This window comes from Pseudacidovorax sp. DMC4 (assembly GCF_056314265.1).
On the sequence record NZ_JBQUYR010000011.1, the window covers coordinates 1 to 20,782 of the forward strand.

At 65.7% G+C, this 20,782-nt stretch carries 22 protein-coding genes; 9 read left to right on the forward strand and 13 right to left on the reverse strand.

All coding sequences use genetic code 11. The features are described from left to right. Nucleotides 1–68 precede the first annotated feature (68 nt). The 4 genes from ACT54X_RS19755 to ACT54X_RS19770 form a co-directional block, all read right to left on the reverse strand. A complete protein-coding gene (locus ACT54X_RS19755) occupies nucleotides 69–686 on the reverse strand; it encodes a hypothetical protein (RefSeq protein ID WP_476348044.1) in 618 nt (205 codons plus the stop codon). A 79-nt stretch (nucleotides 687–765) separates the two neighbouring features. Continuing rightward, nucleotides 766–3,375 carry a S8 family peptidase gene (locus ACT54X_RS19760; protein ID WP_476348046.1) on the reverse strand — a complete coding sequence of 870 codons (2,610 nt, stop codon included), beginning with the start codon at nucleotides 3,373–3,375 and terminating at the stop codon, nucleotides 766–768. Next, entirely contained in the window at nucleotides 3,368–4,390 is a 1,023-nt protein-coding gene (locus ACT54X_RS19765) for an AAA family ATPase (protein WP_476348048.1), read from the reverse strand. Before ACT54X_RS19765 ends, ACT54X_RS19760 begins: the two co-directional genes overlap by 8 nt. 13 nt (nucleotides 4,391–4,403) lie before the next feature. Then, on the reverse strand, nucleotides 4,404–4,724 hold the full coding sequence (locus ACT54X_RS19770) for a transcriptional regulator (RefSeq protein WP_476348050.1): 321 nt from the start codon (nucleotides 4,722–4,724) through the stop codon (nucleotides 4,404–4,406). 774 nt (nucleotides 4,725–5,498) lie between these two features. On the opposite strand from ACT54X_RS19770, the gene ACT54X_RS19775 reads away from it, so the two are divergent. From ACT54X_RS19775 to ACT54X_RS19795, 5 genes are all read left to right on the forward strand, one after another. Then, on the forward strand, nucleotides 5,499–5,912 hold the full coding sequence (locus tag ACT54X_RS19775; RefSeq protein WP_476348052.1) for a hypothetical protein: 414 nt from the start codon (nucleotides 5,499–5,501) through the stop codon (nucleotides 5,910–5,912). Nucleotides 5,913–5,991: 79 nt separating this feature from the next. After that, nucleotides 5,992–6,957, forward strand: coding sequence for a DUF932 domain-containing protein (locus ACT54X_RS19780; protein ID WP_476348054.1), 966 nt, complete (start codon nucleotides 5,992–5,994; stop codon nucleotides 6,955–6,957). Nucleotides 6,958–7,157: 200 nt separating this feature from the next. Then, nucleotides 7,158–8,177, forward strand: a complete 1,020-nt coding sequence (locus tag ACT54X_RS19785) for a YqaJ viral recombinase family nuclease (RefSeq protein ID WP_476348056.1) — start codon at nucleotides 7,158–7,160, stop codon at nucleotides 8,175–8,177. A 317-nt stretch (nucleotides 8,178–8,494) separates the two neighbouring features. Beyond that, nucleotides 8,495–9,460, forward strand: coding sequence for a recombination directionality factor (locus ACT54X_RS19790; RefSeq protein WP_476348058.1), 966 nt, complete (start codon nucleotides 8,495–8,497; stop codon nucleotides 9,458–9,460). Nucleotides 9,461–9,515: 55 nt separating this feature from the next. Next, nucleotides 9,516–10,082: a hypothetical protein gene (locus ACT54X_RS19795; RefSeq protein ID WP_476348060.1), complete on the forward strand. Its 567-nt coding sequence runs from the start codon at nucleotides 9,516–9,518 to the stop codon at nucleotides 10,080–10,082. On the opposite strand, the gene ACT54X_RS19800 is transcribed toward ACT54X_RS19795, so the two are convergent. After that, the gene (locus ACT54X_RS19800; protein WP_476348307.1) at nucleotides 10,066–10,359 is read right to left on the reverse strand and encodes a helix-turn-helix domain-containing protein; all 294 of its coding nucleotides are present in this window, start codon (nucleotides 10,357–10,359) and stop codon (nucleotides 10,066–10,068) included. The genes ACT54X_RS19795 and ACT54X_RS19800 overlap by 17 nt on opposite strands. 189 nt (nucleotides 10,360–10,548) lie before the next feature. Here ACT54X_RS19800 and ACT54X_RS19805 point away from each other — a divergent pair, with 189 nt between their 5' ends. The 4 genes from ACT54X_RS19805 to ACT54X_RS19820 all read left to right on the forward strand — a co-directional run bounded on the left by ACT54X_RS19805 (nucleotide 10,549) and on the right by ACT54X_RS19820 (nucleotide 12,779). Next, nucleotides 10,549–10,758, forward strand: a complete 210-nt coding sequence (locus ACT54X_RS19805) for a hypothetical protein (RefSeq protein WP_017756890.1) — start codon at nucleotides 10,549–10,551, stop codon at nucleotides 10,756–10,758. Between the two features lie 8 nt (nucleotides 10,759–10,766). Then, nucleotides 10,767–11,096 carry a hypothetical protein gene (locus ACT54X_RS19810; protein WP_476348062.1) on the forward strand — a complete coding sequence of 110 codons (330 nt, stop codon included), beginning with the start codon at nucleotides 10,767–10,769 and terminating at the stop codon, nucleotides 11,094–11,096. Nucleotides 11,097–11,168: 72 nt separating this feature from the next. Beyond that, complete coding sequence (locus ACT54X_RS19815; protein WP_476348064.1) at nucleotides 11,169–12,332, forward strand: J domain-containing protein; 1,164 nt, start codon at nucleotides 11,169–11,171, stop codon at nucleotides 12,330–12,332. A gap of 39 nt (nucleotides 12,333–12,371) precedes the next feature. Next, nucleotides 12,372–12,779, forward strand: a complete 408-nt coding sequence (locus tag ACT54X_RS19820; protein WP_476348066.1) for a hypothetical protein — start codon at nucleotides 12,372–12,374, stop codon at nucleotides 12,777–12,779. A gap of 485 nt (nucleotides 12,780–13,264) precedes the next feature. Here ACT54X_RS19820 and ACT54X_RS19825 read toward each other — a convergent pair whose 3' ends face one another. From ACT54X_RS19825 to ACT54X_RS19860, 8 genes are all read right to left on the reverse strand, one after another. Further along, nucleotides 13,265–13,768, reverse strand: a complete 504-nt coding sequence (locus ACT54X_RS19825; protein WP_058642804.1) for a 2,4'-dihydroxyacetophenone dioxygenase family protein — start codon at nucleotides 13,766–13,768, stop codon at nucleotides 13,265–13,267. 66 nt (nucleotides 13,769–13,834) lie between these two features. Beyond that, nucleotides 13,835–14,914 (reverse strand): acyl-CoA dehydrogenase family protein, encoded by a 1,080-nt coding sequence (locus ACT54X_RS19830; protein ID WP_476348068.1) that lies wholly within the window; start codon nucleotides 14,912–14,914, stop codon nucleotides 13,835–13,837. 13 nt (nucleotides 14,915–14,927) lie between these two features. After that, nucleotides 14,928–16,070: an acyl-CoA dehydrogenase family protein gene (locus ACT54X_RS19835; protein ID WP_476348070.1), complete on the reverse strand. Its 1,143-nt coding sequence runs from the start codon at nucleotides 16,068–16,070 to the stop codon at nucleotides 14,928–14,930. After that, nucleotides 16,067–16,843: a crotonase/enoyl-CoA hydratase family protein gene (locus ACT54X_RS19840; RefSeq protein WP_476348072.1), complete on the reverse strand. Its 777-nt coding sequence runs from the start codon at nucleotides 16,841–16,843 to the stop codon at nucleotides 16,067–16,069. Before ACT54X_RS19840 ends, ACT54X_RS19835 begins: the two co-directional genes overlap by 4 nt. After that, the gene (locus ACT54X_RS19845; RefSeq protein WP_295529238.1) at nucleotides 16,840–17,250 is read right to left on the reverse strand and encodes a Zn-ribbon domain-containing OB-fold protein; all 411 of its coding nucleotides are present in this window, start codon (nucleotides 17,248–17,250) and stop codon (nucleotides 16,840–16,842) included. The genes ACT54X_RS19840 and ACT54X_RS19845 overlap by 4 nt, the downstream gene beginning before the upstream one ends. Before the next feature lie 11 nt (nucleotides 17,251–17,261). Further along, on the reverse strand, nucleotides 17,262–18,428 hold the full coding sequence (locus ACT54X_RS19850) for a thiolase domain-containing protein (protein WP_058642800.1): 1,167 nt from the start codon (nucleotides 18,426–18,428) through the stop codon (nucleotides 17,262–17,264). Beyond that, the gene (locus ACT54X_RS19855; RefSeq protein ID WP_058642799.1) at nucleotides 18,425–19,573 is read right to left on the reverse strand and encodes an acyl-CoA dehydrogenase family protein; all 1,149 of its coding nucleotides are present in this window, start codon (nucleotides 19,571–19,573) and stop codon (nucleotides 18,425–18,427) included. The genes ACT54X_RS19850 and ACT54X_RS19855 overlap by 4 nt, the downstream gene beginning before the upstream one ends. 5 nt (nucleotides 19,574–19,578) lie before the next feature. After that, nucleotides 19,579–20,781, reverse strand: a complete 1,203-nt coding sequence (locus tag ACT54X_RS19860) for an acyl-CoA dehydrogenase family protein (protein ID WP_058642798.1) — start codon at nucleotides 20,779–20,781, stop codon at nucleotides 19,579–19,581. Nucleotide 20,782: the final 1 nt, after the last annotated feature.

Genomic DNA, 20,782 nt, shown 5'->3' on the forward strand with positions numbered 1-20,782 from the left:
ATTCGAAGATCAACTCGCCCGGCAAGCAGCTTAGTTCTGTGCCACCTCTGTGGTCCAGCCGCAGGGGTTCACTCCACCGACCCGCAGTGCTGGCAGCGAATGTGATGCGCAATCTGCTGCAGCGCCGCCAAATCCCAGTCGACCTCATCGAGGGCAGCGCGACACGCTGCAAGCTCGCGCTCATAGACATCGTTCTCTTCGAGCAGCGTGCCCCAGGTGGGCTCACCAAGCAAATCGGCTGGGTCTTCCTTCAGTTCCGCCGCGATGAAGTCGCGGATGACAACGAAGGACTTCGCTAAGACCACTTTGATGGTCTCCGCCGTGGCGCCAGTCCGGTAGTGCTCCATGTCATTGCGCAGCCGAATGACCTCATCCACACGGCCAAAGTCGGCTTCCACACCCCGGGACTTGAAGCGTTCCTTGATCTCTTGAACGTCCACGGTCTTCTTGCCTTCGCCCTGAAACGTCACGCCGCCGCTGGCGCTGGGAGTCGGGCGGATGTTCTTCTTGATGAGGACTTCGTTGGAGCCTGCGGGCGAGAGCTGGCGGAGCTTCTCCTTTAACAACAGCAGGATGCCTGCCGTCAGGTTCCTGACCGCAGACAGACTGCGCCGTTCGTCACCGGACTGGAAGTCCTCGACCCCAAGCTGGATCGATGCGATAGCGTTCTTTAGGATCGTATCCATCGTTCAAAGGCGGTCGTGCGGTTAGCGGTGCGAATCGAAGCCCGAGACGCCATGTGGTCACGTAGTTCGTTCATTTTGTTCAAGCCGCGACCCGCACCTGCTGTCGGATGCCTTCACGCAGGCGGGTGTAGATCGGTACCGCCACACCTTCGCCCACTTCAAGGGTGATGGCAAGCGCGTAGGGGATCTGCTCGTCAAGGCGCGCGGTCGCATCCGCCTTGCACGTGACCCTGAGGGCCAGCGTGTCGCCGTCGACGATCGCCGCGATGAGGTCGTCTGCCTCAAGCACTTCATGCTGAACCGTGCCGCGCAGGACCTGGTTGTGATCGGCATTGACGCGGCCAAGTCTCAGCGGTACATCCTCCCACTTGCCGACCGGCTGAACGTCGAGCCGCGCCTCACGAAGGTTACGATGGGCGAAGTTCATAGGCGAGAACCAGGCCAATGTCACGACCAAGCGTCGCCAATGAGTACTTGCCGATAGCTCCACCGGCAATGGCAGCCGATACTCGTGTATCTCGTTCTCGCTGATGTCGTCGCAGGCTACAAGGGTTCCGCGCTGCTCGGTGCATTCAAGCACCCGCTGAAGATCGATCGCCCCATAGCCAAGATAACGGCCGGTGATCTCTCGGAACTTGCGTCCGTTCTCGGGAGTACGCAGAGCCGCCCGGAGAAGGCCAGCTGTTCCTTCGTCATGCCGTGCGCAATGGACGAGTAGCGCCTTGACGGCGACGCTCTCCTTGTCGGCCGGCAAAGGCCGGCCGTCGACCGTCCGCACTTCCCCGAGCGCCTCATGGATGAACGCCGCAGCGCGTGTCGCCAGCGCCGCCGCGTTGCTGGTCCCGCGCGTGTGCACGGTGTAGCTCAGTTCGCCGGGCGCGTCGCTATCAAAGGCAACCCGCTGACCTGGAGCCCGAAGCTGAAGTGATGGCGTATAGCTCTGTCCTGCCGCGACCGGCGTGTCATAGAGCTGCCGGCCACCAGGAAGGAAGATCTCTGGCTTCATCGATCGCCTGAAGCCGTGGCCAAAACGGGTGGCCGGGCTGAATACATTGACCTGATCGATGAGGTCTGCGCGCAGGCCGGGCACATAGGCTCCCGACTCGTCGGCATGAAGGGCTCCGACGGTGACCACGTTAAGTGCTTCGGCCGGTGCCAGGAGCCGCCTCGCACTCAATTGGGTGCTGATCGCGCGGACGACCCTCGCGTGACGCTCGGCAGGCGCGAGAGCCGAGAACGCGGTGTGTGTCAGCCCAAGGTCAATGGGCCCCGTGTAGTTGCCGGCGCTCACGCAGAAGAGGACCTTGTATCTCCAGGCGAGATAGTCAAGGAGCCGCGCCAATGGGCTTGGCGAGTGGATGAAGGGTCGGTCGGGATCGCCGATCGAGAGATTGATGACCCTCACGCCGGGCGCCTGAGGCTCCAAAACTCCGTCGCCCTCCAGCATTCGGCGAACCGCCCGCTCAATGCGGTCTTCGAGGAACGCTGTGTCCGGCACATGCTCCCAGCGATGCCCAAAGCCCCTCGCATGCTCGTCGGGCTGGAGCACGGGCACGTGATAGACCTGCCGCGCGAGTGCGCTACCGCCTCCAGGCTGCTCACCATGAATGACCAGCGAAGCCATCGACGACCCGTGTCGCCGCTCGCCCGGCTGATAAAGCCGTGCGAGGTCGAACGCATCATCGATTTGCACCCGGCCACGAAGCGCCGCATGCTGGGTGTTGGGGACGCCATCCAAAATGGCCACGACCGGAAGAGCCACGTCCTCCGCTTCCGCGAACGCCTCTTCCTCGGGCGCCGCTTCCCCGTCAGACGGGATCGCCTGCCCGGTGGGGCGGACGTACATTACGCCCTGAAAGTTGAAGAGCTTGGCGTCGACATCGACGCGGCCGTCGTCAAGCGCGCCAATGAGATCCCGCACACGGCCGGCGGGCAGCCCCACCTTCACGGCATGGAAGTTGATCGGTGGCATATCGATGAAGCCGCCGAGGGGTGCGCCATCGAGCTCGGCCGTCAAACTTCGGATGGCATCTTCGTTGGCGCGCCGCCGCTCGGGGCGCTGCCGGTAAAAGAGTTCAATCTGGCAGGGCACGATCGTTCCGTCATCGAGCGGCTCGACGAGTTCGCGCCAGCGCGCGAGCATGCCGGTCTCGTTGAGCGTCTCCTGGATACCCCAACGACGAATGACACGGGTCTGGGCGAAGACGTCACGCCACTTGGTGCGTCCGTGCGGCAGGGCCTGGCCCCGCTGCCACGTGTCCCACAGGCCAAGCAGCTCACGCATGCCGGCCTCGTTGACCATGGATATGAAAAGCCTGCCTGCGACAGGGACCTGTCGGCGCTCGCCTCGTCCATTGACCTCGTAGAAGTCATCGTCAGCCTCGTCCTCGGCATCCCATTCACCAAGCCACTCAAGACCCTCGGTGCTGTCGACCGCCTGCTTGAAGTCCTTCACGCTTCCGGCAATCTCGATCACGAGGACGGTCTCAGGCTCAAGCCCATCGACGGTCTGCCGGATAGTGGCGCTGTAGCGCTGGAACTCCTCGCGAAACCGGGCCACCTGCGGAGCCAGCCGCTCAGCCTGACGAACCCGCTCCGGGACATGTGGTTTGCCGCTCGGGCGCGGACGGCCTGCTTCGGGTTCGATCCGCCGCGCGACCGGGAATACGAGGAGTGGCCGTTCAGGCATCGCGGGCGCCCTTGCCGTTGGCTGCTATCGCGTTCTTCACGACCTTGGGCTTCAGGCGGGTGCGCCACTCTTCCAACTTTCGCTTTGTGATCGCGAGCGCGTTCTGGCTCTTATGGTCGAGTATGGCGCGACGAACGATGCCGAGACAGAACTCTTCCACCTCCGCGAAGTTCTGGCCAAGCATGTGCTTGGCGAGCGTATCCGGCGTGTATCCGAAATTGACCTCGCAGCGCTTGCCGATCGCGTCGATCTGCCGAGCAAGCTGCTCGCGCGTCGGCAGAGGCAGCTCCAGCCGTAGCTGGAAGCGGCGCCAGACGGCCCGATCGAGAAGCTCGGGATGGTTGCTCGCCGCGATCACGACGACGTAGTCGGGCAGCTCATCAATCTGCATGAGGAGCGAACTCACCACGCGCTTGATTTCGCCGGTCTCGTGGGTGTCACCACGCTCCTTGCCGAGGGTCTCGAACTCATCGAAGAACAGCACGCAGCGCTGCGTCTTGGCGAATTCGATTAACTGCCTAAGGCGGCTAGATGTTTCGCCGAGGAAGCTGCCGACGAGCGTGTCGTAGCGCACGGCGAGAAGTGGATACATCAGCTCTGAGGCGAGCGCCTCCGCAAGCGTCGTCTTGCCGTTGCCGGGCGGCCCCGCGAGCATGACGCGGCTCCGCGCGCGCAGATTATGCGAATGCAGGAGCTCAGCCCGATGCTGTTCCTCAACGAACTCTGTCAGTTGGTCCCGGACGCGGTCAGCGAGAACCAGGCTTTCCAAGTTCCGCTCCGGCGTCACATCGAAGAAGAGGTCGCGTGGAGCGGCGTGGCCGTTTTGTTTGGGGATGGCCGTGGGATTCATGGGCACTACCGTGGGTTCGAGGGACTTCACAAGACGCGTGGCGAGGACGCGGTGACCCTTCAAGCGCTCCTCTTCGATAAGCGCCTGGGCCGTCCGGCGAAATCCGAGCTGGTCGCCATTGCTGGCGCTGCGGAAGAGATTGACGAGAAGATCGGCTTGGGCCATAGCTTGGTCCGCCTTACTGTGATTGCGCCGTCACGTGCAACGTGAGCCTGGCCTCGCGCTGCAGATGACTGATGACGGCAAACAAGTTGCGAGCCTGCGGGTTGCCGCGCGGCCCGAACATGCGGATGAGACTCTTGGCGGACGCGCCTGTCGCGGCCCCCAACTGCTCAAAGCCGACGGTGGCTTTGATGTAGTCGCGTAGCACCGCCTTGCCGGACTCGACATCTCCACTCAGCATGCGCTCGACTCCCTCGCGCAGGAGCGCGTCGCGGAACGGGCGGTCTGCGCGCACCCGTGCCTGGATTGTTTCCTTGAACTCGCGCGTGAGCGCCATGTTGGTCTCCTGGGGCATACGACGCGACGACGCGTCATGGCCGGTTCATAGGTAACGCAGATGTTACCTTGTGGCATGGGTCGGCTTGCTCCGCGTTGCAACACTTCATCGCATCGCGCCGACGCTGCCGCTGTTGGCCGACTGGGACCGGTCAGGGTCCGGTGGGTGAGATCGAGCCGCTGGCAAGCGGTCGCTGGCACACCGCAATCCACCTTGGTCACGGCCGACGTCGGCACAACTGCCTTCTGCGGCGACCTGAATACATGGGTAGCAGCCCGGGCGAATTGCTGCAACGCGCCCGGGATCGCGGGTTCGACCGCGGGCGGCCGCTGACAGCAACCGCTGCTGCATTGTTGTCGTCCGCGGTTGACGGCCGAAGGACGGCTACGGGTCCTGAGCACCTGTTCATTTCCGGCACGAGCGGTCATTGCATCTGCCTTGGCGGCCCGCGACCAGCGCTTGCGACCGCTGCACCGAGCATTGCTGACCTCAGTGGGCACGTTCGCAGTCCGGTCCAGCGACTGCTTGATGCCGATCAGCGTGAGTTCAACCCGATGCGGCGACGGCGACGGGCTGCAACCGCTGCGTAGCCGTCGTCCAACTAACCTCTCGTCGATCCTATATTTTTTCGACCACATATGTCGTCAATGAGCAGGCGCCTGTAATCGCCTAGCTTCCACATAGCCCCAGCCTCGCTGCAAAGCGAGCTGGGGCTTTTTGCCGTCTGGTCGGCTGCTCGAAGCAGTCAGGCCTTACTCCTCAACGACCCTGCCCATGCCATCCACTTCAAACCTGTATAACGACGACGAACCCCTGTTCGAGCGCGCTGCCAGCAGCGGTTCCTCGGCGCCCATCTGCCCTTCATGCGGTTCGACCCGCCTGTCTTCACGCGAACTCGGCAAGAAGACCGGCGCCACCATCGGCACCTTGGCCGGTGCAGCCGGCGGCATGTCCGCCGCGCTCTCGGGCGGCGTTGCCGGCGCGCACCTTGGCATGGGCCTCGGTGCCCAAGCCGTGCCGTCCATGCCGCCGCTTGGCGCCGTCGCCGGCGCCATCCTGGGCGGCCTGAGCGGCGGCATCGCTGGCTGCGCGGTCGGCGCAGCCCTCGGCGAAGCCGTCGATGGCTCCATCTTGAGTAACTGCCGCTGCCGCAACTGCGGCCACGTCTTCTCGCACCACCGGGCGTGATCTCGGCGATGGGGGACTTCCGCCGCCCGCATCCTCATCACCCTTCGTTCTTCACTCCACCACTTCTTCCTCACCCCTCATGGCACATCTTCTTCAACAAATGGCCTACGTCGGCCAGACCCCCTGGCACGAACTCGGCAACCAGCTGCCACCGAAGCAACCCATCGAAGTCTGGGCGCAACAGGCCGGCATGGACTGGACCATCTGCGAGACCCCTGTGCGCTACATGGCCGAGCAGGCCGGCGCCCTCGGCTCCATCATGACCTTCGACGACCAGAAGGTCCTCTACCGCAGTGACACCAAGGCCCCCCTGTCCGTCGTCGGCGGCCGGTACCAGGTCGTGCAGCCGCGCGAAGTCCTGGAGTTCTACCGGGACCTGACCGAGGTGTCCGGCTTCGAGCTTGAGACCGCTGGCGTGCTCAAGGCCGGTCGCAAGTTCTGGGCGCTGGCGCGCACCGGCAAGGAGTCGGCGCTCAAGGGCAACGACACCGTCAAGGGCTACATCCTGCTGGCCACGTCCTGCGACGGTACGCTGGCAACCACCGCCACGCCCACCACCATCCGGGTCGTCTGCAACAACACGCTGTCCATCGCCCTACAGGGCGCGGTGAACGCCGTCAAGGTGCCCCACAGCACCAGCTTTGACGCCCAGGCCGTCAAGAAGCAGCTCGGCATCGCCGTCTCCGGTTGGGACGCCTTTATGTACCGCATGAAGACGCTCTCCGAGCGCAAGGTCAAGACGCACGAGTCGCTGAACTACTTGCTGAAGGTCATGTGCCAGGCGGACGGTCATGCGGAGCCGCAGGCCCTCACCAATGAGCGTGCCCTCAAGAAGGTACAGGAGCTCTACGAAGGCAAAGGGCGCGGCGCCGAGCTGCAGGCTGCCAAAGGCACCGCCTGGGGCCTGCTGTGCGCGGTGACGGAATACGTCGACCACGAACGGCGGGCCCGCAGCCAAGAGTACCGGCTGGACAGCGCCTGGTTCGGCCAGGGCGCCGGCATCAAGCAACGCGCTCTCGACGCTGCCCTGCAACTGGTGGCCTGAGCATGCTGCAGTCCTCATCCCCTCCGACCTTCCGGCGACGAACCGGATCACGGCCACCACGGCACCCTGGCGGCACAAAGCCCCGGCTCCCCACAAGGGACCGGGGCTTTGTGCTTCTGGGGGTCGATGGCGCGGCGGGGGGGATGCGGCGGCTGGCCTTCCATCTTTCTGAACTTTTCTTTCAACCCAAGGAGAACCCCATGGCAGAAGCCCATCGGGCGGGCGAGCCGTCGGCTCGTGCCCGCCCTGCCCTGCGCCTGGTGAAGCCGCAGGATTTCCGCAAGCTGGACAGGGCCCAGTGGCTCGACGTGCGCAAGCAGGGCATCGGCGGCTCCGATGCCGCGGCCGCCATCGGCCTGAGCCCGTATACCTCGCCGCTGGAGCTCTGGCTCGACAAGACCGGCCGCGATGCCGAGCTGCCGGAAGTCGACCCCAACGACGAGAGCAGCCCCATGTACTGGGGCACGCTTCTGGAACCCATCGTGGCGGCGCACTACACCCGGCGCACCGGGCATAAGGTACGCCGGATCAACGCTGTGCTGCAGCACCCGGAATACCCGTGGATGCTGGCGAACCTGGACCGCGAGGTCCTGGGTGCGCCGGACGTCCAGATCCTGGAGTGCAAGACCGCCGGCTACCACGGCGCACGTCTCTGGGAAGACGGCGTGCCCGAGTACATCCAGCTGCAGGTGATGCACCAGCTCGCCGTCACCGGCAAGCAGGCGGCGGACGTGGCGGTGCTGATCTGCGGGCAGGAGCTGCGCATCCACCGGATTGAGCGCGATGACGAACTCATCGCGAAGCTGATCCTGCTGGAGGCGCGGTTCTGGAGGCACGTGGAAACAGACACCGCGCCGCCGGCGGACGGGTCGGAATCGGCTGCTCTGGCGCTCAAGGCGCTGTGGTCTCGCGACAGCGGCACGGTGCTGGACCTGGCGGACGACCTGGAGTTCGGCGGCGCGTTCGCTGACCTTCTGGCGCTGCGGCAGACCATCGCCGAAGCCGAACAGCAGCAGGAGATCCTGCGCCAGCGGATCCAGCAGCGCATGGGCGACGCCACGGTGGCCCGCTTCGACGGTGGCGAAGTCCGGTGGAAGCGCAGCAAGGACGGCACGGCCCTGGACGTGGAACGGCTCCTGGCCGATCACCCGGAGCTGCTGGCGACCTATGGCATCCCCAAGGCCGGCACCCGCCGCTTCACCGTCAAGGAGCTGCCATGAATACCACGGTCGGTGCGAGCCCGCTGGAGTTCCTGGCGGCCTACGCCCTCGTGCTGGGGATCGGCGTGGTGCTGGGCTACGGCCTGGCGCTGCGCCGCACTCAGCCGCTTTGACACCCCACCCGTCGCCGTCTGCCCGGTGACGAGCCCTCTGCCGCGGGGGAACACGGCGACCCGCCCCAGCGGATTGAAGGGGCGGGCACGCGCAAGGCAGCACCAGCTTTTCCGCGTCTTCCAGAGTTTCCGCAGCCCTTCTGCGGCTGCCGGTCTTCCTTCCCCCCATTTCCACCACTTTCCTCAACTTCCCAAGGATCCCACATGCTCAAAGGACTGGCACTCACGCCGCCCGTCATCGGGCGCATCGCCATCGGCAAGGTCGTCATGAAGGACGGCAAGCGTCTGCCCGAGAAGGACGACGAATTCACCATCACCACCCAGGTCCAGCGCCAGGACGGCTGGGTGCTGCACCCTCTGGACCAGCATCTGCGCGCCAAGCTCGCCGAGGGCCCCAAGGCCGACGGCGACAAGGAGCCTGCCAAAAAGGAGGCCAAGCTGCGCGCCATTCCGGTGCGCTTCCTCTTCGACGATCAGGACCTGAACCTGCGCGCCAACTACAGCGTCTTCGACCGGGCTACCGGCAGGCCACTGTGCGTCGGCAACGGACAGACCTGCAAGCGCGCCACCCCGTCCGGCATCCAGGCCCTGCCCTGCCCTACGCCAGAGGGTTGCGAGCTGGGCGCCAAGTCGGGCTGCAAGCCCTATGGGCGGCTGAACGTGCGCATCGGCGATGAGGACGAGCTGGGCTCGTTCATCTTCCGCACCACGGGCTTCAACAGCATCCGGACGCTGTCGGCGCGCCTGAAATACTTCCAGGCGCTGTCGGGCGGGCACCTGTCCACGCTGGCGCTGGAGCTGCGCCTGCGCGGCAAGTCCACCACTCGCTCGCACCGCACGCCGATCTACTACGTGTATCTCACGGTGCGCGCAGGCTGCAGCCTGGCGCAGACGCTGGAGGCCGGCCAGGCACTCTGGCGCCAGCGCGAGGAAGCCGGCTTCGACCAGGAAGCGCTGGACCAGGCCGCGCGGGCCGGCTTCGCCGCCGGGGCGTTCGAGGAGTCGCAGGAGGACGGCGCAGCCGTGGTGGACGAGTTCTACCCGGATGCATCCACGACCCGCGGCTCCAGCACCAGCCGTGCTGACCCAGGGCAGGCACCTTCTTTGGCTGCACGGATGGATCGACTGCTCACGCAGTCGGAGACGCCGGATGGACTGCCCACGGCCTGAACCAGCGCCAGCGCAGGTTCTGCACCGATACATCCCTGGCCTGCGCTTCGACACGATGCTGGCACTGGAGCATCCTGGCGATCCCCAGCGGTACCGCCTCCGCCTGCAGGAGCACGTGGACGAAGCCGATGCGACCCGGAGTCTGCTGAGCGCCGCGACCGCCTGCCTGGCAATGCCACCGCGGCGCCCGCCGCGCGACATCGTCATCGATCCGTCCAACCCAGACAGCGTTCAGGCACTGGCCGCGCGCTGGCTGCCGGAGCTCGACTGCCGCTGGGAGAGGGGATTGCCACGCTTCAGCGCCTGCGCCTTCCGGGTGATGCTGGTCTGCCTGCGTCACCAGAACGGTCTGCGCTGGGCATTGGTCACAGGCGAGGAATGGCTCACCGGCCGGCAGGAACGCCCTCGGACGCTGCTGCTGCTGGATGCAGTTCTCGCCACGCCCTGGGGCACGGGCTACAACTGCCGGGTGGAGCTGCTGCCCGGCTCGGGTCTGACGCTGGGCCCACGCGCCAACCCGCTGAAGCTGCCGCTGGCCTATCGCGGCATCGACGGCCTGGCGCTCGCTGTCGATGTGGAAGGCACGCTTTGCCTCGAACGCCGCCCTACTCCGCCGGCTTAGCGCGCGGCCGACGCGCAGCCGGGTAGACGCGCGCCTTGCGCGGCGCGCGCGTCGCCGTCTCGTCCAGCCCGCGCAGCTTCGGCAGCGCGGGATCGAGCAACTCGTGCGGCAGCGTGTCGATGGCCTTGGCCAGACGCTCGATGTTGTCGATCGAGATATTGCGCTCCCCGCGCTCCAGCGAGCCGATGAAGGTGCGGTCCAACTGCGCCTCCGCCGCCATCGCCTCCTGCGACATCTCCTTGCTGACCCGCACGAGCCGCACGTTGCGCGCGAACACCTCGCGCAACGTGGTCGGGGGTGGCTTGACTGCTGGCATCGCGCTGATCGTCCAGCGCTGTTGCGTTTGAATACACTGTGTTTAAGTACCATTTCAAGTCAACGAAAGGCTGGTCTTTCTGCGCGCTCACTCTCGGTCTCTGTCCTCCTCTCGCTTCCGTTAACAACCCTTCTTTTCACTTCCACCACCATGACTCTCAAAGGAAAAATCTTCTCCGGCTACGGCGTCATCGGCCTGCTCTTCTGGGCCTACTTCGTTCTCGTGGACGGCCACCGCGCTGCTTTCGCCTTCGGGAAGGCGCTCGTCTGGCCTCTGACCATGTTCCCCGCCCTGGGCGCCTTCATGGGCGTCGTCGTGCTGCTGCTGATCATTGGGGCCATCGTCCTGATCTACCGGTGAGCGGCGGCATGCGACGCGCTTTTTCTCCTGTCACAGCGCTCGCTGCGGCGGCGCTGCTCGTGGCCGGCTGCTCCAGCGACGAGCGCCGCTTCTACGAGGCCTACAAATGCGCCAAGGTGGCGACCATGATGGCGCGCCCCGCCGAGGCCGCCATGGCCATAGCTCGGTTCGCCGTGCTGGTCGAGACCAAGGATGTCAGCAACATCAACATGAACCGCATGGCGCAGCGCCTGGACGACGACCTGGCGCTGCACAAGCTGAGCCCGTCCGGTCAGGCTCGCGCGCTGCTGGACGTCTACGACTCCAGTACCTGCACCAAGCTCTACGCGCCGTCATAAAGGCCGCCCGCCCCTCCCGGTTCATCCGGGGTGGGCGGGCGCGCTTCATCTCTCTTCTTCCTTTTTTGCCTCATGAACCACTACGACGTGCTGGGCGTCAGGCCCACGGCATCCAATCAGGAGATCGACCTCGCCTACCGGGCTCGGCGTACGCAGTACCACCCGGACAAGTACCCGCAGGCCGACGAGGCCACGGTGCGCTGGGCGACGCAGCAGATGCAGCGGGTCAACGAGGCATATGCGGTGCTTTCAAACGCCAAGACTCGGGAGCGGTACGACGCCAGCCAGGTCGAGCAGGAGCCGCCTCGCAGCGGCGCGGGGCGTGAGCCGCGGCACTCTGCTGCTGCGCGGTCCGCGGCGCCCGCTCCCGCGCCGACGCCACCGCAGGTCTCGTTGAACGATCTGCTGCAGCGGCGGCTTCGCGGTGCGACGTTCACCCGGATCTATGTGACGCCGTACATCCCGCCCAAGAAGCTGGCCGGCGCCGGCAGCAGCTTCGTGCTGGGTGAAGGCAACGACAAGGTGCTGGTGCTGATCGATGCCACGGTCTTTGGTGGAGGCAAGGAAGGCCTCGCGCTCACTGAGGAGGGCATCCACTTCAAGGAGCTGGGCTCGTCTGCGGAGCGACGGTTCTGGGAGGACGTCCGCGAGGTCGAAGTGCGCGGCACCAAGGTCCTGGTCAATGGCAGCGCCATCGTGGACTGCAACTTCTGCGAAAAGCGTGAGCTCTTGCAGGTCTTCGCTGTGGTGCGTGAGTTCCTGCTGGCTCGGCACACCGCGCAAAGCTCTCCGGAGAAGACGGCCGAGATGATGCGAAGAGCTGAGCAGTCGGACACGCCCTGGACCAATCCGGTGGTCTGCCAGGAAATCTTCAGCATCGCCCGGCAACGGGTGCTGGAGCTATCGGACCTGATGGAGCCGCTGGAGAACGAACTCGGGGAAGAAGTCCTGAACCGGGAAGAACTGGCCGAGTTCTTCTCGACCGCTGGCGCGGCCATTCAGGATCCTGGCAAGGCGCAGCGGGCCTTTCAGTTCCTGGTCGACACCGGATCGCTGTGCGAATTGGCCATCGAGTGTTTCGAGCAAGAGCAGCCTCCTTCAGACCGCGATGCGCTCGATGGGCGGCTGCAGGAACCGCAGGCCGTGCGCAACCTGCGCCAGATCGTTCGGGGCATTGTGGAAGGCAGTGATCAAAACCATCGGTCGGCCCAGGCTCGACAGTTTTTTCAACGCTAGCGCAAAGCGCTTCAACACAACCGCAGGAGGAAACGCGCCATGAAAGCAGCCATCTCAACACTCGCGCTCTCGCTGGCGCTTTGCAGCGCCACCTGGGCGGCCGGCCCAAGCAGGAATCCAACAACGAACCCAGACGCGGTGCCGCATCAGATCGACCGCAGTGCCATGAAGGTGCAGATCCAGGGGTGGACCCCGGACCTACGCTATCCGATCTATCCCATTGAGGTACGCACAGGTTCATCAGGCGTTTGGTACAACACCAGCACCCGCGCGCAGAACTACGCCGAATTCAACTTCCCTGAACTGCGCTGCGAGATCGGCGATGCGCCCATTGAGGTGCTGAAGGATCCGAAGTACCACTGTGCCGACGGCGTCTGCTTCACCCGAAGCGGCGGCCACGTGATCGGGACAGATCCGCGCGTGAAGGCTAAGAGAGCGAAGTGCTGAAGCAGCCGCGGGCAATACACCGTATCGGGGTCTCGCATACTGCTGTGTTACCTCTTCCTTGTTCAGTCATCGGCAAAATCCCGATTCCGATAGTTGAGCGTGCGCGCCGCCTACGCCCTGCTGGCGCGAGCTCGCCAGCGTCACACGGTCTTCGGGCTGGAATTGGCGGTATGTCTTCGAGGCAATTGGCATCTCCTTACATTAGCGGAGAGCAGGTGTTGCAATTCAGGTTTGAATCTGCCCGTGCCGACTCGATGATCAGCACGCGACTATTACTGAGACGCCACTGATTACTAAAAGGTGAGCGGCACCGAAATGCGCAAACGATTCTCCAATGCCCCACGACCGCCCGCGTCATTTGAACCACGCATGAAGCGAGAATCGGCACGGGACCAGCAGAATATTCGGCCGTTCCAGATCAAGTCCAACTGAAGGTCTGGCGGAGCGAGAGCCCAGGTTGGCGCTTGCGACGCCTGATCGGTTGCTCACGCGCCGATCACCTTGGGAACCGCAAGCCCCATCTTCCGGCACCGAGAACGGTAGACGCTCAGAACGAAGGCCGCATCGAAGACGAGCGACACATTGCCGTCCTCGTCCAGGTTCAGGTTCGGCCCACGTATGGCGAACCACACATCCGTCGGCTCCTTGTTGGTTGCCGGCACATGCAGGGTATGGACGGAGCCGGCCGGCTCGTAGAGATAGGAGCCGGCGACATTCACCTCGGGGTATTCGAGGTAGCGCCACGATCCGGCAATCGTGAAGGCGTAGACCTCGCCCGTGTGCTTGTGCGTCGGCAACGTCGTGCCAGGCGCCATCCGCATCCTGACGATCCATAGGCCGGTCGGAATATCGACCTGCAAGACCTGCATCTCGACGCCGTGGTCGAATTCGACGAAGGGAAGGTCATCCTGCCCTCTGTGAAGGGCCTCGGGCACACCGTGAGCAGGGACTGCAAAGGTCGGACGGGGAAGAGCGGCTGCAATGCTCATAAGTCTGTTCTCGTTGAAAAGGCAATGGGCGGAGAGAGATTCGACCCGGCTCCGTGGCGCGAACCGCTAACGGGACATCTCGACGATGTGCGGCCAAACTTGCGCTCCGCCGGATCGAATGGTGCGATCACCGAGCTGGAGTGCCCATTCCCGCTCCGTCCCCCACTCGCCGCGCCAGGACCACAGGCGGCGAGTGAAGTGATGCAGGGAATGCTCGTCGGTGAAACCGATGGCGCCGTGGACCTGATGGCCGACCGCAGCGGCAATGCCAGCGCATCTCCCCGCACGGATCTTGGCGACAGCGACCTCATCGATGGCGATGCGCGTTTCCATGCCGTGGGCGGCAACGTTCACCGCCATGGTCGCGGCGGCGATTTCGCAGCTCAGCTCGGCGAGCGCATGCTGCAGTGCCTGGAACTTGCCGATGTTCCGGCCGAACTGGACCCGGTCGTTGGCGTAAGCAATGGAAAGATCGAGCACACGACGGGCGGCGCCGACGATGAGACTCGACGTCGCCAGCGCACACAAGCCGTGCACATCGGCATGCATCGGCAGCCGGCCGTCGCATACTGACCACCCCGCCATGCGCAGCAGCGTGGCGCGGGGCTCGCCTGCAGTGTTTCGACTGACAGCCCACGCATCGGCTGCCGTTGGAGGCTCGAAGAGCGCCACACCGTTGCCGCGACCATCGTCGCTCGCCCAGGTGACCAGCAAGCGCCGCGCGTCCATGCCCCAGGGCATCACCAGACCCGTAGCATTCAGTCGTACGCCGGCCGCAGATACATCGCGTTGCTCCGGGCCGCCCGCGCAGACCTGGACGACGGACAGGGGTCCCGGTACCTCGGAAGAAAGTCCGGCCTGCTGCAGAAGTCCACGCGCCACCAAGGTCTCGGCCAGCGGCAGGGCGACGCCGTGGTAGCCCTGGGCCATCAGGACCTCTGCAGCACAGGGCCAGCCCTCCCCGTCCATGTCGCCGGCCAGCAGACGGTCAAAACCGGCGGCCTCCACGTCGTTCCACAGCGGCACGGACAAGCGCTGCGCCTGCACGTCCGCGCGTTGCGCCTTCTTCTGCCGTTCGGCGAGGTCAGCGAAGAGCCGGTGCGCGGCATCTCGAACCTGGAGGACCACGGAGTCGTCTTGGGTCATGGCTTTCATCCTGTTAGCGAAGGCCCAGTTCACGGGCGATGATCCCGCGGAGGATCTCCCGCGTTCCCCCCCGCAAGGAGAACGAGGGCGCGACCTGTGTCAGGTACTGCGCCACCTCGGCGAGCGCTGGATGCGCCGCTTGTGCGCCGCCCCCGAAGAGGTCGTGCGCCACCTGCGGCAGGCGCTGCTCGATGTCGTTGCCCAAGGCCTTGACGATCGCTGCCACGACGTTGGGCCGCTCCCCTCGGGTCAGCATGCCTGCCACGCCGAAGGACATGGCGCGCAAGGTGGCGAGTTCGGCCATCAGCCGACCGATGGCCTCGACCTGTCCGGCATCCGAAGCGTCCGCGGCCTCGGCCATCTGCACCATCAGCTGCAGGCTGCTGAGGTAACGTTCAGGCCCGCTGCGCTCCAGCGCCAGCTCGGCGGTCACCTGCGCCCAGCCATGGCCTTCCTCGCCGAGCAGTGCATCGTGCGGCACCACGGCATCCTGAAAAACGACCTCGTTGAAGTCTTTTTCGCCCGCGAGATTGCGGATGGGGCGAATGGTGATCCCCGGCGTCTTCAGGTCGATGAGCAGCTGTGACAGCCCGTCATGCCGCTTGGCCTGCGCATCGGTACGAACCAGCGCGATCATGTAGTGGGCACGATGGGCGTTGGTCGTCCACAGCTTGGTTCCGTTGATCCGCCATCCGTCGGCGACGCGCTCGGCGCGGGTGCGCAAGGCAGCCACGTCGGAACCGGCGTCGGGCTCGCTCATGCCGATGCAGAAATAGAGTTCGCCGCGCGCCATGCGCGGCAGCAGCCGCTCTTTCTGCGCCTCAGTGCCGTAGCGAAGCAGAAGCGGGCCGCTTTGCCGATCGGCAATCCAATGCGCGCCACAGGGTGCCCCGGCGGCCAGCAACTCTTCCAGCACGACGTAGCGCTCCAGTGCAGATCGATCGTGGCCGCCGTAGCGCGCAGGCCAAGTCATCCCAATCCATCCGCGCTCGCCCAAAGCAAGGCTGAAACTGGGTTCGAAGGCGGTCCAACTCTCCGCCTTCTTGCGCGGAGAAAGGTCTGCCACATGCTTTTCAAGGAAGCGGCGCACCTCCGTGCGCAGCGCTTCGCCAGCCGCGCTCGAATCGCTGCGGGGAATCGACAGGTCGGTCGTCATAGTTTGCCTCTTTCGAGAAAAGCTCGGACGGCCGCGGCATGCTCAGGGCTGTCCTGTGCCAATGCCTGCAGGCCGGCCGAAAGCTGCAGAAAGGTGTCGAGAGAGGTAAACGGTGCCTCCCTCATGAGTCGCTTGCTCATGCGCAGCGTCGCCGCGGGATTGGCGGCGATGCGCTGAGCCAGACGCTGCGCGGCGGGGAGAAGCTTTTCGGCCTCAACAACCTCGGCGACGAGGCCCCACGCCAGCGCCTTGGCAGCATCGATAGGGTCGCCCGTGAAGGCCATCTCCGCGGCGCGCTGTGGCCCAACGACCCGCTGGAGAAACCAGAGGCCGCCGTCGCCGGAAATGAGCCCCACCTTGATGAAGCTCTGCGCGAAGCGCGCTGACGGTGCGGCGAGCCGCAGGTCGCACATGCAGGCGAGGTCGCAGCCCACGCCCATGGCTGGCCCGTTGACCGCAGCGATCGTCGGGATCTCCAGCGCGTGGAGCGCAGCAGGGATGCGCTGGATGCCCTCGCGATAGTCCAGGCGCGTAGCGGCCGCCGCCTGGCGTAGCTCAATAGTCAATGCCATGGCCTTGATGTCCCCGCCCGCGGAAAATGCACTGCCTGCACCAGTCAAGATCAACGCCTTGACGGATCGATCGAGGGCGACGGTCTCTAGAACACCCACGAACTCCTCGGCGTCGGCGTGCCCAAGGGCATTGCGCGTCTGGGGCCGATTCATGGTCAGCGTTACGACATCGCCGTCACGCGCCTGTTCGATGAAACTCATGCGGCCTGCTCCTTGTTGGTCCGGTTCTGCTGGAACACCGGCATGTTCTGGCCGTTGGCCGTCACCACCCATCCCAGCACCACCGACAAGCCGACCTGCCAGCCGTCTACGGGTGGATCGCCTACTAGGTGGGTCAGCATCGTGAAGCCCTCCTCTAGCCGAACGTAGGCCAGCGTGTAGGAGGCAGCCTTGGAATGCACCGTCGTCCACGAATAGATCGCGCCGATGCCGGCAGACGTCGCTCGGCCGGTGTCGGATGCATGGCAATGCGGGCAGTGGGGCCGGGGATAGAAATGCGCCTTGCCGCAGGCGGCGCAATGGCCATAAGTCAACGCGCTCTGCGCACAGGCGTCGAGCCAGGGTATGGACGCGGCCGTCCTGACGGGATCGTCGATGGTGCTGTTCATGTCTGTCGGTCCTACGTGCGGGTGAGGATGAGCACGGCGCTGCCGTGCCGGGAGCCCAGCAGTCCTCCAACACCGCTGACCAGGGCATGCTCGCAGCCCGGCACCTGCACGGCGGGGTGGGCCTCCCCGCGTAACTGGCGGACGGCCTCGATCACTTTGACCATGCCTCCGCGGTTGGCGGGATGGTTGTTGCACAGCCCGCCGCCATCGGTGTTGACCGGCAGGCGGCCGCCGCGGGCAAGCAGACCGCCCTCTTCCACGAAGCGGCCGCCTTCGCCCTTGGCGCAGAAGCCTAGGTCTTCGAGCTGCATCAGGACCGTGATGGTGAAGCTGTCGTATAGCGAGGCGTAATCAATGTCCTGCGTGCCCAGACCTGCGTGGGCGAAGGCGGCGGCGCCCGCGTGCCGCGTGGCCGACCAGCTCAGGTCCACGTCTCCGCCCAATTGGCCCTTGACCGACTCGCCACTGCCCCGGATCTCGATCCGCGGCTTGGCAAGGGACTTCATCACGTCGGGATGGACGACCACCAGCGCGCCTCCGCCGTCGCTCACCACGCAGCAGTCCAGCCGATGCAGCGGATCGGCCACCAGCGGCGAGGCCAGCACGTCGTCGGGCGTCACCACCTGGCGCAGCATGGCATGGGGGTTGTGCTGGGCGTGCTGTGAAAAGGCCGCCTTGATCCAGGCGAGCTGGCGAGGGGTGGTGCCGTACTCATGCATGTGCCGTCGTGCCACCAGCGCATACATCGGTGCGACCGCGCCGCGGTAAGGTGACTCGAACGGACCTTCCGGCGTGGCGTCCGCCGGCCGGACCGTGGCACCGTACAGCCGGGGCTGCGAGCGGGGCACCCCGCCCATCGTCACCAGGGCAACCCGGCAGCGGCCCTGGGCAATGGCCTGGGCTGCGTGGGCGGCATGCAGAAGGGGCGCCGAGCCGCCGGTGTCCGTCGTGTCTACATGGCGCACCTGAAGGCCCAGATAATCCACCATCGAATGCGGTCCCAGGCCCGGCGCATCGCCGGCGCAGAAGTAACCGTCGACGTCGGAGAAGCTCAGCCCCGCATCCGCCAAAGCGCCGCGTGCGACCTGTTCGTGGATCTGTGCGAGGCTCAGATGAGGAGTGTTGCGCAGCGGATGCTCGAAGGCGCCTGCGATGCAGGCCAACGCGGCGGATGTCACGGCTGTGCTCCCACCCTGTCATCGACTGCGTAGGCCGCCAAGTGATGCTGCGCGTCGCCGAACTGCAGCTCCAGCGACATCAGGCGCCGAAACGCGTGGCTGACCACGCATTCGTCGGTGAGGCCGATCGCACCGTGCAGCTGCACCGCCATCTGCGCCACCATGCGAGCGTTGCGCCCCACCAGGTACTTCACGGAGGACATCGCCCGGCGGCGAGCCGCCGCGTCTTGCCCGGTTGCCGCGCTGGCAGCGAACCAGGCCATGCTGCGCACCTGCTCGATGGCCACGAGCATGTCGACGGCACCGTGCTGCAGAACCTGGAAGGTCGCGAGCGGCCGACCGAACTGCTGGCGCGTCTGCAGGTGCTCGATCGTGAGCGCAAGCAGCGACTCAGTGAGTCCGAGCGCTTCGGCCGCCTGTACGGCCATGGCGCGGTCGATGGCCTGTTCCACGGCGGCGAGGGCCGCGCCCTCCGTGCCGAGCAAAGCGCTCGCCGGGAGTCGCACCTGATCGAACTCCAGGTCGGCCACTGGGACGCCGTCGTGGCGTCGGTAACCGCTGCGCCGGATACCGGGATGATCGGCGGCGATGGCGAACAGGCTGAGACCCGCGCCCTCGCCGACGGCGCCCGAGGTGCGGGCCAGCACCAGCAGCACGTCTGCACTCGCGCCGTGCTCCACGAGGATCTTGCTGCCGTCCACGCGGTAGCCCTCGCCATCGCGGGTCGCAGCCAGCCTGCTGTGCGCAGGCCGCCATGCCGTGTCCGGCTCCTCCAGCGCGAGGGCGAAGATCTGCTCGCCCGACGCGATCGATGGCAGCCAGCGCTCGGCGTCGCGGCCGCCCAGGGCGGCCAGGGTGCCGCCCGCCAGCACCACCGAGGCGAACCACGGCTCCATCACCATCGCGCGACCCAGCTCCTGCGCCACCAGCATCGTCTCGACAGTGCCGCCGCCCAGGCCGCCATGCTGCTGGTCGAAGGGCAGTGCCAGCACACCCAGTTCGCCCAGCGCCCGCCAGGTGCCGTCGTCCCATCCGCGCTCGCTGCGTCGGCGCGCCTCGCGCTGCAGGAAGCCGTAGGACTGGCGCAAATAGCGAGAAACCGCGTCCTGCAGGGCGCGCTGCTCTTCCGTGAATGAGAAGTCCATGCTATTCAAAGTCCCAGGACCGTCTTGGCCAGAATGTTCTTCTGGACCTCCGTGCTGCCGCCGTAGATGGATGCGGCGCGCAGCGAGAGGTAGACGGGCGCTACCGTAGTCGACCAGGGCGCCTGCGCAGGCCACTGCCCGTCCGCGAAGGCCTGAAACTCGCCCGCAGCGGCCAGTGCGCTAGGGCCGGCGGCCGACAGCATCAGTTCAGACGCCTGCTGCCGCAGTTGGGTGCCCCGAATTTTGAGGATCGAGGAGCGCGGATCGGGTGTGCCCGAGTGAGCATCCGCTTCGGCGATCAGCCGCATCTGCGTGATCTCCAGCGCATGCAGTTCTATCTCCAGCGCGGCCGCGGCCTGCCGAAACACCGGGTCGTCGGCCAGGCATTCGCCCCCGGACGCAATGCGCTGCTGCGCCAGCGTGCGCGCCCGCCTCAGGATATGGCGTGACATGCCGACGCGCGCGATGCCGGTGCGCTCGTTGCCCAGCAGGAACTTGGTGATGGCCCAGCCGCCGTTCTCCTCGCCGACGCGGCAATCCACCGGCACGCGCACCTCGTCCAGGAAGACGGCGTTGACCTCGTGGCGACCATCCATGGTGACGATGGGACGCACCTCCACTCCGGGCAGGCGAAGGTCGATGAGCAGCATCGAAATGCCTGCCTGCTTGGTCGCCGTGGGATCGGTGCGCACCAGCGTGAACATCCAGTCGGCATAGTGCGCCATGCCCTGCCAGATCTTGCTGCCGTTGACCACGTAGTGCTCGCCATCGCGCCGGGCGGAGGCTTTGAGCGAGGCCAGGTCCGAACCGGCGCCGGGCTCCGAGAAGCCCTGGCACCACCAATCGTCCAGCCGGCGGATCCGCGGCAGGAAGCGGCGCTTCTGCGCATCCGTGCCGAAAGTGGCGATCACGGGGCCGATCATGGCGACGTTGAAGGACAGCGGCTCGGGCGCCGGGGCCTGGTGAAGTTCGTCGAAGAAGATGTAGCGCTGCACCGGCGTGAAGCCCGGCCCGCCCCACGCGGCCGGCCAGCTGGGCGTGGCCCAGTTGCGGCCGTCGAGGGTGCGCTGCCATGCAACGATCTCGTCGCGCGTCAACGAGCGGTGTTCGGCGAGCTTGGCCTGGACCTGCGGATCCAGGTTCGAGGCGATGAAGTCGCGCACCTGCGTCCTGAAGGCGCGCTCCTCGGGCGTAAAGTCGAAGTCCATC